This window comes from Flavobacterium chungnamense (assembly GCF_039539165.1).
GTDB classification, from domain to species: Bacteria; Bacteroidota; Bacteroidia; order Flavobacteriales; family Flavobacteriaceae; genus Flavobacterium; species Flavobacterium chungnamense.
This window is the reverse complement of record NZ_BAABCS010000016.1, coordinates 152,258-169,123: the sequence shown is the minus strand read 5'-3', so window position 1 is coordinate 169,123 and position 16,866 is coordinate 152,258. Positions and strand designations below refer to the sequence as shown.

General features: G+C 34.2%; 9 protein-coding genes and 1 pseudogene. 1 reads left to right on the top strand and 9 read right to left on the bottom strand.

Features of this window, described 5'->3' with window-relative positions; translation table 11 throughout:
- Positions 1–241: 241 nt before the first annotated feature.
- The 3 genes from ABD771_RS08760 to ABD771_RS08750 are packed head-to-tail and all read right to left on the bottom strand — an operon-like array spanning position 242 to position 11,461.
- Positions 242–2,104 carry an OmpA family protein gene (locus ABD771_RS08760; protein ID WP_345093624.1) on the bottom strand — a complete coding sequence of 621 codons (1,863 nt, stop codon included), beginning with the start codon at positions 2,102–2,104 and terminating at the stop codon, positions 242–244.
- An 18-nt stretch (positions 2,105–2,122) separates the two neighbouring features.
- Positions 2,123–3,043 (bottom strand): PorP/SprF family type IX secretion system membrane protein, encoded by a 921-nt coding sequence (locus tag ABD771_RS08755; protein WP_345093622.1) that lies wholly within the window; start codon positions 3,041–3,043, stop codon positions 2,123–2,125.
- A 33-nt stretch (positions 3,044–3,076) separates the two neighbouring features.
- Positions 3,077–11,461, bottom strand: coding sequence for a fibronectin type III domain-containing protein (locus ABD771_RS08750; protein WP_345093620.1), 8,385 nt, complete (start codon positions 11,459–11,461; stop codon positions 3,077–3,079).
- A gap of 188 nt (positions 11,462–11,649) precedes the next feature.
- Here ABD771_RS08750 and hflX point away from each other — a divergent pair, with 188 nt between their 5' ends.
- On the top strand, positions 11,650–12,876 hold the full coding sequence (gene hflX, locus ABD771_RS08745; RefSeq protein ID WP_345093618.1) for a GTPase HflX: 1,227 nt from the start codon (positions 11,650–11,652) through the stop codon (positions 12,874–12,876).
- Here hflX and ABD771_RS08740 read toward each other — a convergent pair.
- The 6 genes and pseudogenes from ABD771_RS08740 to ABD771_RS08715 all read right to left on the bottom strand — a co-directional run.
- Positions 12,877–13,761, bottom strand: a pseudogene (locus ABD771_RS08740) (DUF3078 domain-containing protein); the annotation flags it as partial.
- A 100-nt stretch (positions 13,762–13,861) separates the two neighbouring features.
- A complete protein-coding gene (locus ABD771_RS08735) occupies positions 13,862–14,368 on the bottom strand; it encodes a DUF2480 family protein (protein WP_345093616.1) in 507 nt (168 codons plus the stop codon).
- Position 14,369: 1 nt separating this feature from the next.
- A complete protein-coding gene (locus ABD771_RS08730) occupies positions 14,370–14,693 on the bottom strand; it encodes an SUF system Fe-S cluster assembly protein (protein ID WP_298117622.1) in 324 nt (107 codons plus the stop codon).
- Positions 14,694–14,699: 6 nt separating this feature from the next.
- A complete protein-coding gene (locus tag ABD771_RS08725) occupies positions 14,700–15,119 on the bottom strand; it encodes a SufE family protein (RefSeq protein ID WP_345093613.1) in 420 nt (139 codons plus the stop codon).
- Positions 15,120–15,156: 37 nt separating this feature from the next.
- A complete protein-coding gene (locus ABD771_RS08720; RefSeq protein ID WP_344815765.1) occupies positions 15,157–15,591 on the bottom strand; it encodes a hypothetical protein in 435 nt (144 codons plus the stop codon).
- A gap of 9 nt (positions 15,592–15,600) precedes the next feature.
- On the bottom strand, positions 15,601–16,815 hold the full coding sequence (locus tag ABD771_RS08715) for an aminotransferase class V-fold PLP-dependent enzyme (protein WP_345093610.1): 1,215 nt from the start codon (positions 16,813–16,815) through the stop codon (positions 15,601–15,603).
- Positions 16,816–16,866 lie beyond the last annotated feature (51 nt).

The following is a 16,866-nucleotide window of genomic DNA, read 5'->3' as shown; positions in this document are numbered from 1 at the left end:
ATCAACAATGTATTCTAAATTATAACTCACATAAATAGTGTTTATTATTTTAACTAAAGAGAAATTGAAATAAATTGCGTTTTAAACAAGTTCTTAGACTTTGAAAAGATACTAGGTATTTATCAGAAAAATGTCTTAAAATAAATAAAAACACTATTAATCGTGACACTTCTTTGGATTAGAAAACAAAAAAAACCGAGAATTTCATCTCGGTTTTTAAATCTTATTGAATAAATCTTAATTATTTCACGATTAAGAATTCTGAACGTCTGTTTTGAGAGTGTTCTTCTTCGGTACATTTATCACATGCAACTTTAGGCTCAGATTCTCCGAATCCTTTTCCTGAAATTCTTTCAGCTGAAATACCTTTAGAGATTACATATTGAACAGTCGCTTGAGCTCTTCTCTCAGATAAAGTCATGTTGTAATCATCACTTCCTCTTCTATCTGTGTGAGATTTAGCATAAATTACTAACTTGTCATTATTTTTCATCACTTGAACTAATTTATCCAATTCAAAAGCTCCTTCTTGAGTGATGTTGCTCTTATCAAATTCAAAATAAATTGGTTTTAAAATAATCTCTGTTGGAGTAACAATTACATCAATTGGTTGTAATGCAGCATCAATTTTAGCACTTGGTCCTTTGCTTTTAGCAACTGGGAATACATTTCCTTCGAAACCATCTTTAGAAGCTTGAATTGAATAAGGCTTATCGCATTCAACTTTGAAACTAACTTCACCTTTATCATTAGAAGTTTCAGTTGCAATAACATTTTTCTTGTCATCAAGGATTGCCACTTTTGCATTAGCAAGTATTTCTCCAGTTTTTGCATTAGTCACAATAACTAATAAATCAACTGCACAAATTGGTGTAGCGCTAAAGATATCATCATTACCATTTCTGTTACTAGATAAGAAACCTAAGTTTTTAGCTTTATTAAAAGTAAAAGCGAAATCATCTTTTTCAGTATTAATTGGTTTACCCATATTTATAGCTTCAGTTCCTTTGGCTAAATCAATTTGATAAACATCATATCCACCTAAACCTTGTTTTCCGCTAGAAGCAAAATATAATGTAGAATTATCATCAGCAATGAAAGGGAAACTTTCATTTCCTTCTGTGTTTACTTTATTTCCTAAATTTTCAGGAGCACCATAAGAATCCCCATTTATAGATACCTTCCAAATATCAACACCACCTAAACTTCCTGGCATATTAGAAGAGAAATATAATGTTTTGCCATCTCTACTTAAACTTGGATTACTTAATGAATAATCCTTGCTGTTAAAAGGTAGTGGTTTAATATTAGTCCAAGTATCACCAGATTTTATAGCAACATAAAGATTGTTTTTACCAAGTTTTAACTTATTAACTTTATCTTTTTCGAAAAGACCTTCTCTAAAACTATCACTTGAAAAATACATTGTATTTCCATCAGTACTGATTGTTACTGGTCCATCATGAAACTTTGAATTAACAGAAGTTAAAGTAGACGCTTCAGAAAAAGTTCCTGAATCACCCATTGTAGAAGTGTAAACATCTAAAAACGGTTCGTCATTCCATCCATAATTTTTTCTAGCACCATTTCTTGCACTAGTAAAATAAAGTGTGTTATCATACATTACTGCACCAAAATCTGATTTATCAGAACTTATAGGTAAAGAATTTACTGTATAACTAACGCCTTTTCCTAAAATTTTTGGAACATAGTTTGGGTTTTCTTTGAAAGCTTTAGCTCTCAAATCATTAGGAACCATTGAAGCAAACTTATTCATTTGCTTGTTTGCTTCTTCATACTTTCCATTTGCTTTAAGCATTTGAGCATATCTAAAATAGGTTTCAGCATCTTGAGAAGATTCTGTTGCTTTAGCATACCAAGTTGAAGCCTCAGTTGTGTTAAACATGTTATAGTATGTATCAGCAAGTTGCTTATAAACATATCCATCACCTTTACCATTATCAACCAATTTTTGATATTCCTTAGCTGCAGAAACATATTCATATCTACTGAATAATTTGTCTGCTGCTTTTGTGTCTTTATTTTGTGCAAAAACAGATGCGCTAATTGCTACAAAACTTAATGCTATATATAGATTTTTCATTTTTTACTATTATTTATGTTAGAAATATCTTGGAGATTGTGATACTTTTTTCGGGAAGTTCAAATCAAACAACAAAATTACTTCGTGAGAGGATGGTGTTGTTATATTTAAATCTGAAACGATATGGTCATAAGCATATCCAATTTTTAAATTTGGAGTAATCGCATAATTAACCATAGCACCAAACGAATCTTCTAATCTGTAAGTTGCACCAACTTCAAATTTATCATTGAACATAAAGTTTGTTGATACATCAAGAGATGTTGGGGCGTTAAATGCAGATTTAATCATTGCAAATGGTTTAAATTTAACGTTAGGAGTTAAATCAAACACATATCCTCCAGTTAAGAAATAGTGTAATGTTTCAGTTCCAAACTGTCTACCATTAAAATCTAAGTGTTGCGATTTTAACATATTTGGGACAGAAAATGCAACATAATACTTATTTGTATAATAAAATAAACCTGTTCCGATATTTAAAAAGGTGTTGTTGGTATTAGATGCAAATGCATCATCATTAGCATCTGGAACATTATAAAACACTTCATCAAGTAAACCAACCTTATGAAAAGTTGCTCCTGCTTTAAGACCTAAAGCTAATCTATGTTCTCCACCCAAATTTAAGGTATAAGAAAAATCACCATAGATATTTGTTTCTTCTACAGGACCAATTTTATCATTTATAACAGACAATCCAAGTCCGACATTTTTGCCAGTTGGACTATGTAAAAAGAAAGTTCCTGTTGTTGGAGCATCTTCAATTTGAACCCATTGTTTTCTGTAAAGTAAACCTCCTGCAAGGTTTTCTTTAGATCCAGCATAAGCAGGGTTAATAACACTCATGTTATACATATACTGAGTGTAGTGAGGGTCTTGCTGTGCACTCATATCAAGGAATGTCAACAAAGCAAACGCAGTTAAGAAATATATTTTTTTCATTGTTTTGAAATTTATCATTATATAGTTAGTTTGTTATTTTATTTCTCTGTTAATATAAATCCAACCTGTTTTGCTTGGCTGATTGTTTTTAAACTCTATAACATAGTAATATGTTCCATCTGGCAATTCATTTCCATTATCGGATTGTCCTACCCATTCTTTAGTATATTCCGTTTTAGAATAAACATTTGCACCATATCTGTTGTAGATACTTAATTTCTGAACATCTAGATACTGTAAGTCAAAGAATTCGTTTAAACCATCACTGTTAGGAGAAATACCTTTTTGAATAGTACAATAAATACCTGCTAATGTTATAGGGTGCGATAAAATACAACCTGCAGAAGTAGTAACAGTTACATTAAAAGTTAATGGTAACGGCTCATTTGCTGGAGTTGAACTTACAAATGATGTAACGTTGAATGTTGAATCATTATTACCAACTGGTGTAGTACCATATGTCCATGCAAAACTTGCTGTATCTACATCAAAACTACCATTTGTTGGTGTAACTTCTAAAACAAAATTATTATTAACACAAGCTCCATCAATTACAAAATCAAATGATGGTACAAATGTTACAGTTCCTGAATCACTTAAACTTGAACAACCTGTTGTAGTATCTGTAATAATTACGGAATATACTCCTGATATATTGGTAGAGAAAGAAGAAACGTTTCCTGGATTCGTAACTGTTGTAGGTACAGTCCAAACATAATTATATGTTCCAGATGTTCCAGGTGATGCTGTAACTGTTGTTGAACCACCTTGACAAATTGTTACATCATTTACTGTAACCGTAGGATTTGAATTTACTGTAACAGTTCCGCTTGCACTAGAACTTATACATCCAGTGGCTGTATTTGTTATAATAACACTATATGTCCCTGCAATTGTAGTGTTTACTGTAGCAACATTTCCTGGGTTTGTAGCTCCTGTTGGAACTGTCCAAGCATAAGTATATGTTCCTGAAATTCCCGGTGTTGCAGTAATTGTTGCTGTTGAACCTTGACAAACTGTTGAGCTACTAACAGTAACTGTAGGATTAGCATTTATAGTTACAATTCCTGATGCACTAGAACTAATACAACTTGTAGCTGTATTTGTAATAACAACTGAGTAAGTTCCTGATACCGTTGTAGTAAATGTTGCAGCGTTTCCTGGGTCAGTTGCTCCTATTGGAACAATCCAAACATAGTTATAAGTTCCTGATGTACCTGGCGTAGCAGTTACTGTAGCTGGAATACCAGCACAAACTGTAGAACTATTCACAGTAACTGTAGGATTAGCATTAATAGTTACAACTAAAGAAACACTTGCGCTACTACAACCTGAAGTTGTATCTGTAATAACAACTGAGTAAGTTCCTGATAATGTTGCATTAAATGTTGCAACGTTTCCTGGATTTGTTGCTCCTGTTGGAACAGTCCAAACATAGTTATAAGTTCCTGAAGTTCCTGGCGTAGCAGTTACTGTAGCTGGAGTACCAGCACAAACTGTTGGACTATTCACAGTTACTGTAGGATTAGCATTTATAGTTACAATTCCTGATGTACTAGAACTACTACAGCCTGAAGTTGTATCTGTAATAACAACTGTGTAAGTTCCTGATAATGTTGCATCAAATGTTGCAACGTTCCCTGGATCTGTTGCTCCTGTTGGAACCGTCCAAACATAGTTATATGTTCCTGCTGCACCTGGCGTTGCAGTTACTGTGGCTGGAATACCAACGCAAACTGTTGGGCTATTCACAGTTACTGCAGGAATAGTATTAATAGTTACAACTGAAGAAACACTTGTACTACTACAACCTGAAGTTGTATCAGTAATAACAACTGAGTAAGTTCCTGAAATAGCCGCATCAAATGTTGCAACGTTTCCTGGGTCTGTTGCGCCTGTTGGAACTGTCCAAGAATAGTTATATGTTCCTGCTGCACCAGGAGTAGCAGTTACTGTAGCTGGAGTACCTGCACATACTGTCGGACTATTAACTGTAACCGTTGGGATTGCATTAATAGTTACAATTCCTGATGCACTTAAACTAGTACAACCTGAAGCAGTATCAGTGATAACAACTGAGTAAGTTCCTGATAATGTTGCATCAAATGTTGCAACGTTCCCTGGATCTGTTGCTCCTGTTGGAACCGTCCAAACATAGTTATAAGTTCCTGAAGCTCCTGGCGTAGCAGTTACTGTAGCTGGAGTACCAGCACATACTGTTGGGCTGTTAACAATAACTATAGGATTAGCATTTATTGTAACAACTGAAGAAATACTAGTACTACTACACAAAGTTGTCGTATTAGTTATAACCACTGAATATGTTCCTGATAATATTGCATCAAATGTTGCAACGTTTCCTGGGTCAGTTGCTCCTGTTGGAACTGTCCAAACATAGTTATAAGTTCCTGAAGTTCCTGGCGTAGCAGTTACTGTAGCTGGAGTACCAGCACAAACTGTTGGACTATTCACAGTTACTGTTGGACTATTAGCATCAACCAGAATTATTGGTGCGCTATTAGTTAATAAACAACTATTGATAGACAATAGGAAGTTAGAGTAATTACCAGAATTTAAACCAGTAATAACAAATTCTCCAGAGGCATTCGTAGTAATACTATTAGGACCAATAGAAGTCGTATCATCTTGGTAAGTTAAATTATAAATCTCATTAGGAGCTAAACCAGAAATTGTAATTGTACCATCTGTACCTCCACAAATTGTAGGATTTGTACTCGTATATAAAGGTTGAGCTTGAATTGTATATGTAGCAATATAATTTGCACCATTATTATTAATTAAAATAGTATCATCACAAGCAGTTGATGAGTTTACATCTCCTGTAACATCATAATAAACTTCTAAAACATAATCACCTGGAGCATAAGCTGTCAAGTTAATTGGAGATTGAGAATCATTCAATACTCTTTGCCATTTTTGATCTCCAGTATTACATGGCCCACCTGAAGGGAAAGTACCTCCACCACAGTTATCTAAGAAAGGCAAGTTCATTACTGTAAAAGCGCCTGGAGTTGAAGCCGCAGGATAAATTCTATAATTTAATCTAGCACTACAAACATTAGCTGATGCAGATTTAAATGTTTTTACTTCTGCACCTCTTAAAATTAATGCATTTGAATTTTGAACATAAGTTCCTAAATCTGTATTTGGGAAAACATTTGTTGCAGGCCCAATTATATCTACACCTGTTCCAACAGTATTAAAGAAATTTGAAGTTGCACAATTGGTCAACCAAACAGCACTTGCATAACTACCAAAATCACAACTCGGTAAGACAGTAACATTTAAAGTTGTTGTTGTTGCACATTGTCCAGCATTTGGAGTAAACGTATAGGTTCCAGAAGCAGTGTTACTTACTGTTGGTGGAGACCAAGTTCCTGTTATTGGAACTGCATTATTTGAAGATGTTGGCAATACTGGTGCTGGAGAACCTGGACAAATTGGTGCAGGTGCTAAAAAAGCAGGAACAATACTCGGTGTCACAACAATATCCATAGTTGTTGGGAATGAACATTGAGTAATTGCTGGTGTAAATGTATAGGTTGTTGTACCGACTGTATTACTAACAACTGGTGGTGACCAGGTTCCTATAACTCCAGTAGTAGAAGTTGTTGGTAAAATAGGAGGTGTTGTACCTTCACAGAATGGCGCTATCTGATTAAATGTTGCATTAACATAATCAACAACTATTATCGTTTGTGTACTTGATGCCGATTGAGGACATAATGGGTTATTATCAGAAGATGTTGCTGTTATATTATATGTACCAACTGCTGTTGGAGAGAATATAACACTACTTCCTGTTGTTGTATTTAATTGAGTAGATGGAGTCCAAGTATAAACACCATTACCTCCTGTAGCATTTAATGTTGCTGTTTGTCCTAAACAAATTGTAGGAGAAGTTGTTGTTGTAGAAGTATTAATAGCAACAGGCGTTTGAATACCAGTGTTTGCTCCAATAACATAATTACATACATCACCTGCAAAACCATCAATCATGACATAATAGGTCTGACCAGGAGTTAACCCTGTTGCAGTTAAATTAGTTGATCCTGCAGGAACGTTCCCCGGGCTCCAACATAAATATTCTGTAACAGGCCCAGATCCGCATGTAGCAGCTCCAAATATCATAATTTGAATACCTAAATTATCCAGAGAACTAGTTATCCATACATCTAAAGATATAGTTGATGAAGATGCAACAAAAGTCAGAAAGGAGTTGTTTTCTAATGAACCGCAAAACTCTGTTGTTAATTCTGGCCATGAATTTGATGTATATGATGCTGATGTATTTCCGCAATATCCATTCAAATTACATATAGGTGTAGCGACAGTACATGTATTTCCTGCTGGAGTATTTGTTATACAACTAGGAGGTGGAACTGGAGTACCTATACATAACGTAAAAGCAGAAGTTTGATTTGCAGTTGCTGTCCAAGTGTAAACTCTTATATAATAAGTTTGACCTGGAACTAAATTATTAGCAGTACTTGTATTAGGATCACTACAATATAGTTGTGTTAAATTGCCACAAGTTCCCGAATAAAGTACATGAAATAAATCTGTAGTACTTCCGGTAACATTATTTAAGTTTATAGTATGTGTGGTACTAGTTGCTGTAAATTGGAACCAGACATCATCATCATCAGTTCCGCCACATGCGTTAGGTTGTGATGAAGCTGTTGCTCCAACTACTGTTCCTGATACTGTTTGAGTACATGTTGTTGTTGGATTAACTGGCGCTACTGTAGCATTGGCACATTCATCATTTGCAATTAATGTTGTAAATGACCTAACATTAGACCATAAACTTATATCTGAAGGTCCGCAAATTGATCTTACATAAACAACATATTGTGTTCCTGAACTTAATCCTGTTGCTATATAAGGGTTAGTTGTGGTAATAATCCCTGCAGATCCTGCTGTAGGAGGAGGAGAACCAGCTGGTAAAATAAGTACTTCCCATGTTGTTGCTGTTCCTATTTCAGTCCAAGAAATTGTGGCACCTGTTTGAGTAACACTCGATATAACAACCGCAGTTGGCTTTGGACAAGTAGGAGCTGGAGCACAAGTTACATTTGCAACCCAACCCGGAGCGTTTACAGAACCATCACTTCTAAACCTGAAAGTTAAACACCCATTTGCACTTGATGCTGTGAAAGGACCAGGTAAATTAGCACCTGTTAAAGTACCCCAATAAGAACCTGGTAAACCTCCAGGAACATTTCCTGCTAAATTAGCACTAGCTAATTGAGGAGCTGTTATTGAATTTCCATCAAAAACATATAATCCATCCCAGTTAGCCTCAGTATTAAATGTTGTAAAAGTTACTGTTACTTGTTCTGTAGGTATTGTTGGGCAAATAGTAACTGTATAATCTGAACCATTAGCATAATTAACAGTTGCACCAGCTGGATCTGTAAATATTCCTCCACAAGCCGGAGGAGCAATTTGAGTAGTTATAGTAGTTGGCCCTACCCAGTTACTTAAATCATTTCCAGGACATACAGCTCTAACATATAAATTATAACAAGTATCTGGTGTTAATCCTGTAAATATATGAGGATTTGTAGTAGTTGTTATGAAAGTTGTTGTAGATGCATTTGGAGCTGGAGAACCACAAGGTAACGCTAAAACATGCCATGTAGTTGCAGTATTTGGATTAACCCATGCTAAAGTAGCTGAGTTTGAAGTAACTGCAGATGTTGTTAAAGTATTTGGATTTGGACAAGTTGGCGGCACTGCACATGTTACATTTGCAACCCACCCAGGATTGTTAACTGACCCATCACTTCTAAATCTGAAAGTTAAACAACCATTAGGAGCCGTAGATGTGAATGGACCCGGTAAATTAGCTCCTGTTAAGTTACCCCAATAAGATCCTGCTAAGCCACCAGGAACATTTCCTGCTCCATTGGCACTTGCTATCTGAGGAGATGTAATTGCATTTCCATTAAATACATACAATCCGTCCCATGTTGCCTCGGTATTAAAAGTTGTAAAAGTTACTGTTACTACTTGTCCGGGAAGTGTTGGACAAATTGTTACAGTTGAGTCAGCATTATTCGCATAATTTGCAGCTACTCCACCTGGATCGCTGAATGTTCCACCACATGCTGGTGGCGCTAATGTTGTAGTAAAAACTGCTGGACCAGACCAAGTGCTTAAATTTGATACGGAACAAGCGCTTCTAACATAAACATTATAACAAGTTTCTCCTGTCAATCCTGTTAATGGAAAAGGATTCGTGTTTGCCGTTACCCATCCTGTAGATGCAGCATTTGGTGCTGGTGATCCACAAGGTAAAGCTAATACTTGCCACTGTGTTGCAGGTCCTGCCGCAGTCCAAGCTATATTAGCTGAACTAGATAAAATTGTATTTGCTGTTACAGAAAAAGGAGCCGGACATGCTGGAGGTAATGCACAAGTTACATTAGCAACCCATCCTGCAGCATTAGTGGTTGCATTACTTCTAAATCTGAATGTTAAACATCCATCAGCACTTGAAGATGTAAACGCTCCAGGATTAGTTGTTCCCCAATAAGAACCTGCTAAACCTCCAGGAACAGTTCCTGCAGGATTACCACTTAAAAATTGAGGTGATGCAACTGAATTTCCGTTGAATATATATAATCCATCATTACTTGCTTGCGTATTGAAAGAAGTAAAAGTTACAGTTACTACTTCGCCTGGAGTAGATGGACAAATAACTACTGTTGAATCTAAATTATCTGCATAATTAGCTGCAGCTCCACCAGGATCTGTAAATGTTCCTCCACATGCTGGTGGCGGTACTAATGTATTAAATACAAAAGGTCCAGACCAAGCACTAAAAGTTCCATTTCCACAATCTGCTCTTACCCAATATTGATAAGCTGTATCAGGATTTAAACCTGTAATAGGATTTGTTGTATTAGAACTTGTTTGGGTACCTGAGCCAGATGGAATTGGCGAACCGGCTGTTTGCACAACATATTCCCATGAAGTTGCTCCTCCTGGATTACTCCAAGATAGGTTTCCTCCGTTCAATGATATTCCTGATACTGCTAAGTTTGTTGGCTGAGCACAATTTAACTGTTGAATAACCAGAGAGTAAGCATATGTTTGAGCTGCTGTTGTTCCAGAAAGTACAATAATGTATTGTTGACCCGCTGTTACGTTTAAACTTGGAATTGATCTTACTGTATTGGTAGTATTAGCAACACCCGCCAAACAAGTAGCGCCAACGTTAGCACATCCTTGATATACAAAAATCGAAGAGCTATTTGAACCAGGAGTCATAGTAATACTAATAGCTCCAGTAGTTGTAGGTGTGTAAGAATAAAACACATCATTTCCTGTCATGAAATTTGTGGCTGAACCACAAGCTGTTCCTTGATTAGTATCTGTTGTATCTCCATAATTAGCTGTATTATCATTTGTGCTATAGGGTAGTGTTGTAACCGTAATTGGAGCTACACATGATAAACCGGGTGTTGTAGTTGCAAAATTAAAAGGACCTACCCAGTTACTTGAACCATCTGTACAAAGAGAGCGAACATAATAAACGTATGCTGTACCTGGTAATAATCCTGTTGCAGGGTATGGCAGAGCACCATTGTAAACAACTCCAACTCCTGTTTGAGTTCCAGTTGCTGATGGAAAAACTTCAATTTCCCATGAAGTAGAACCACTTGGATTTAACCAACTTAAATTTGCTGAATTCTGCGTAATTGAACCTGCTGATAAATTTGTAGGTTCTAAACACCTTTGAACTAATCTAATATCATCTACCAACCATCTATCTCCGCCTAACCCAGCTGTTGGTTGAGTAAAACGCATTACAAAAGCGATGTGAACTTGATGTCCAGCAAAAGCGGTAAGGTCTACAACTTTTTCTTCATATATATTATAAGTTGCATTTAAGGTAGCCTCAGTCCATTGAACTGGTGTGTTAATATAATTAGCAATATTTGTCTGACTTCCTGCGCCTTGTGCGGTTTGATCAAAAACCTTAATTAAATATTCTGTACCATTAGCACCACTGATTGTTGATCTTGTCCAAAAACGTAGTTGTCCATTTGAAGGAACAGTTACTAATGGTGTAGCTAAGTAATCTTCAGAAGTGTTTCCGAGACCAATATTTTCTCGATCCATGTAAGCGGAATTTACACCTTGATAAACATTCGCTACAACAGAGTTTATACCCCATCTTCTTGTTAAACCAACACCGTTATCAAAAACAGCCCATTGATTTCCTGTTGCTCCTGTACCTAAACTCCATGGAGTTGGAGTTGTTGGAGTTGGTAAATCGGCACCTGTGGTACCTTCAAATCCTTCAGAACCTGGAGTAGGAAACTGAGAATAACCAACTATTGTAAACAATAAAGCAACAATTAGTAAAGTAATTTTCTTCATTAACGTAGTAATTTAAGTTAATTATTATTATGTGTTTGTTTGGTTTTAATCTCCAAATTTAACAAAATTTATAAATAAAGCTATAAAAATGGTGTTTTTAACTAAATAAAATTGCTAAAAATATTTCATGTTGCAGATTGTCGATTTTTTATGCATTTTGTCTATTTTTGCACATAGAAAAGAATATTATGTTAGAAAAAGAAAAAATAGATTTTGAAAAAACGGTTGTTGTTGGTATAGTAACTCAAAATCAAAATGAGGAAAAACTTGTTGAATATTTGGATGAACTAGAATTTTTAACTTTTACTGCTGGAGGTGAAGTTGTAAAAAGATTTTGGCAAAAAATGGATAAACCAAATCCTAAGACATTTTTAGGTACAGGAAAAATGGATGAAATTCATCTTTATGTAAAAGAACATGAAATATCTACAGTAATTTTTGATGATGAATTATCACCTTCACAACAAAAGAATATTTCAAAAATTTTAGATTGTAAAGTATTAGATAGAACCAATCTTATTTTGGATATTTTTGCCCAAAGAGCAGAAACTTCCTATGCTAGAACACAAGTAGAATTAGCTCAGTGTCAATATTTATTACCAAGACTTTCTGGAATGTGGACGCACCTTGAGAGACAGAAGGGAGGTATTGGTCTTCGTGGTCCAGGAGAGACCGAAATTGAAACTGATAGAAGAATTGTTAGAGATAGAATTGCTTTATTAAAAGATAAAATTAAAACAATAGATAGACAAATGTCTGTTCAAAGAAGTAATCGTGGTGCAATGGTTAGAGTTGCTTTGGTTGGATATACAAACGTTGGAAAATCAACTTTGATGAATGCCGTTGGAAAAAGTGATGTATTTGTTGAAAACAAATTATTTGCCACATTAGACACAACTGTTAGAAAAGTTGTAATTAAAAATTTACCTTTCTTATTGTCTGATACTGTTGGGTTTATTAGAAAATTACCTACTCAATTGGTAGAGTCATTTAAAAGTACATTAGACGAAGTTCGTGAAGCTGATTTGTTACTTCATGTTGTTGATATTTCACATCCTGATTTTGAAGATCATATAGCATCTGTAAATCAGATTCTGATGGATATTAAAAGCAATGACAAACCAACAATTATGGTCTTTAACAAAATTGATGCGTATAAACATCTTACAATTGAAGAAGATGATCTAATAACCGAAAGAACATCTAAACATTTCACTTTGGATGAATGGAAACAAACTTGGATGAGTAATGTTGGTGAAAAAAATGCCTTATTTATTTCTGCCACAGAAAAAGAAAACTTTGAACAATTTAGAGAAATTGTTTATGAAGCTGTAAGAGAAATTCATGTAACTAGATTTCCGTACAATAAATTTCTTTATCCAGATTACAAAGATGCTATAGAAAAAGAAGAATAAAAAACCATAATTCACCCCTAAACCAATAATTTGTCTAGTTTGAAAACCTCTGAATGCATTGTCATCATAAATTGTTTGGAATGCAAAATTTGTGGATAAAGTTTTATTTATTTTCATTGCGATATTTAAAGTATAATCAATATCTACATTTTGAGGATCTTCTAAATAGTTTGAATATAAATTTAATATATTTTCAACAGTAACATTTTCCATTAACTTAAATTTGTAATAACCATTTACCGCTGCTCCAAATTCAAAACGTGTATTATCACCTTGTGCAACACCAAATGAAGAACCAACTGTTGTAAAATGAGGATGAACAATAATTAATTTAGAAGTTGCAGGAGCAATATTTACTTTCAAATTGTCACTTTTTTTCCACATCATACCTGGTCCAAATTGAAAAAAGGCAGGTGAAAAGAAATGAGAAGTTTTTATACCAGAGGCTAAATCAAAACCTGAATCTAATTGAGTTTTAAAGTTAAAAAACGCTGAATAAAACCAGTATCCTGAAGCTTTTTTACCCAATAACGAATTGAATTCCAATCGATCATCAGACTTTTGCATTTCTTGATCTTTTATTTTTGTAAGACCGTAAGCAGCAAATAATCTGTTGTCCCAATTCCAATCTCCGCTTTTGTAATTGAAATCATAATTTAATCCCACATTTCCTGAGATGTTACTTTGACCACCTGCTAACCAATTATTGAAAGTTGCTTGATTTGCTAAAAAAGTAAAAGTCCCTTTTTTAACCCATCCATTAGGTTTATCTGCAGCAACTTTTGCGGCTTCTTCAGTTTTTTTTAAGTTCTCTTTTTCTGCGGTTTGAGCTATTGATAAACTCACAGTCATTAAAAAAAGTATTGAAAGTAAAATTTTTTTCATTTTGTTTTGTTTTAAAATTTTCGAGTGCAAAGGTAAAAATACATTTGACTTTAACAAACCATATGAAAAAATGTAAGCTGTTGATTTTGTAGAATTTAAACTACTTTTTCTTGTATAATGGCACCGCTGAACATGCTTCGCCATACATTATACTTTTTGCAACTCGTTGAAGATTTTGAATTGCAATGATGTAAGCACTTTCTGGTACTGGTTTTTTAGAACAACCTTTTAAAATAACAGGCTTATCTTGATATGTAGAATAATCAATTTCAGACAAAATCTCTTGATACAATAAAGTATCTAAATCAGATAAATTACCTAAAACAACCTTCTTTGCAAATGGAGAAACATAAACAGTAACAAGGATACTTGCCCAAGCCGGAATTATGGCATCTGTAGAACAATATACTGCAACTAAATGACCTTGATATTGCGACCAATCGTGATTTTTTAATGCTTCACGAAAGTCTTTCTCTTTCAAAAGAAATCCTTCATAAAGCCATTTTGATATGTCTATTTGAGTTCGAACTCCATTTGGATAATAATCTTCCAAATCGAAAACTTCAAGCACAGAATTGGCAACTTTATTTATAATTTCTTCTGACATTTTATAACATTCCTAATTCTAGTTTTGCTTCTTCACTCATTAAATCTTTGCTCCATGGTGGATCAAAAGTTATTTCAACTTCGCATGATTTAACAACATCAATTTTAGTTACTTTTTCTTCCACTTCACGTGGCAAAGTTTCTGCTACAGGGCAATTTGGTGATGTTAAAGTCATTAATACTTTTACTTCATTATCCTCATTAATCATCACGTCATAAATCAAACCTAACTCATATATATCAACAGGGATTTCTGGGTCGTAAATTCCTTTCAAAACCTTAACTACATTCTCACCTAAATTAATTTCGTCTTTAAATTCTTCCATAATTATTTAATTTTTAGCATTATAAGCCAAAGCATACATTTTTATTTGTTTAATCATTGATACCAAACCATTGGCACGAGTTGGAGAAAGATGTTCTTTCAATCCTATTTCATCTATAAAGTCGGTATTTGCCTCTAAAATATCCACAGCTTTTTGATTTGAAAAGGCTCTAATCAATATTGCAATTATTCCTTTTGTTAAAATAGCGTCACTATCTGCTGTAAAAACTATCTTATCATGATTTTGTTCTGCATGAACCCAAACTTTAGATTGACACCCTTTTATAATATTATCTTCTGTTTTGTAATTTTCATCAATTAAAGGAAGTGCTTTCCCTAAATCGATAATGTACTCGTAGCGTTGCATCCAATCGTCAAACATCGAAAATTCATCAACAATTGTGTCCTGTATTTCTTGTATTGTCATATTATGCTGAATTATTTCAGTATCAATTATAATCTATTTATTCTTCTTTAACCAAAGAAACCAATTTGTTCACAAACTTTTCAATTTCAACTGGTGGATAACCATGGTCAAAATTTTTGGTTTGATATTCTTTCTCTTTGTAATTAATTATCAACTCCGCAATGGCTGCCCCATCATAAACTCTTTTTTGAGTCGGGTCTTTATAGGTTGATAAACTATCAAGTTCTATTTTTTCAAAATATCCAACTAACTCTTTCCAATCAGCATCAGAAATTTTGGAAGTAACTCCTTTGTCGGCGGAGTCTCTTTCTCTAGAAACAGAAATTTCTTGATTTTGTATTGTTATTTTTTGATAAAAACCACGTGTATTAGCTGTGTAAACAATTTTTGCATTAGCAATATCGTTTTTTGCCTCTTGTGAACATCCTTTTGCCATGAAAATGGTTAGTACTAATAATGTAAATACTTTCATAATGATTGTTTAAGTTAGCATCATTTTAGCTTTTTTAACTGCTTCGACAAATATATCGATTTCTTCCTTAGTATTATAAAAGGCAAAGCTTGCTCTAATAGTTCCTGGAATACAAAAGAAATCCATTATCGGTTGTGCACAATGATGCCCAGTTCTTACTGCTATTCCTAATTTATCTATTATCGTGCCAATGTCATAAGGATGAATGTCATCAATATTAAACGAAATTACAGAAGCTTTTTCTTTAGCCGTTCCATAGATTTTTAAACCTTCTATTTCTAAAAGTTTTTTTGTTCCGTATTCTAATAATTCTTGTTCGTAGGAAGCAATATTGTCAAAACCAATTTCATTCATGTAATCAATTGCTGTTCCAAGTACAATTCCACCTTCAATGTTGGGTGTTCCTGCTTCAAATTTATGAGGCAAATCGGCATAAGTGGTTTTTTCAAATGAAACCGTTGCAATCATTTCACCACCACCTTGATAAGGAGGTAATTTTCGAAGCCATTCTTCTTTTCCATATAAAATTCCAACGCCTGTTGGTCCACAAATTTTATGTCCTGAAAACACATAAAAATCACAATCTAAAGCTTGAACATCAGGTTTTAAATGCGGTGTTGCTTGTGCACCATCAATTAAAATAGCTGCACCAACTTCATGTGCTTTTTTAATCATATATTCAATAGGATTAATCGTTCCCAAGGCATTTGAAATATGATTTACGGTTACAATTTTAGTTTTATTTGAAAGCAAATTATCATACTCTGATAGTATTAATTCACCAGCCTCATTCATTGGAATTACTTTCAAAACGGCTCCGGTTTTTTCGCACAACATTTGCCAAGGCACAATATTACTATGATGTTCTAAAGCAGAAACCAAAACCTCATCACCTGTTTTCAAAATTGAAGCAAATCCATTTGCAACAGCATTTATAGAATGTGTAGTTCCCGAAGTGAAAATTACTTCATATGGAAATTTAGCATTGATATGATTTTGAACTTTACCACGAGAGATCTCATACGCATCGGTAGCATCCTGACTCAATTTATGCACACCCCTATGAATATTTGCATTCAATTGCTCATAATATTTTGTAATAGCATCAATGACTACTTTAGGTTTTTGCGAAGTAGCGCCATTATCAAAATAAATCAACGGTTTACAATAAATCTGTTGCGATAATATTGGGAAATCAGCACGTATTTTATTTATATCTAACATTTCTTTATTTAGAATTTTTCTAAATACAAAAGTAATAAAATTGAAACTGAT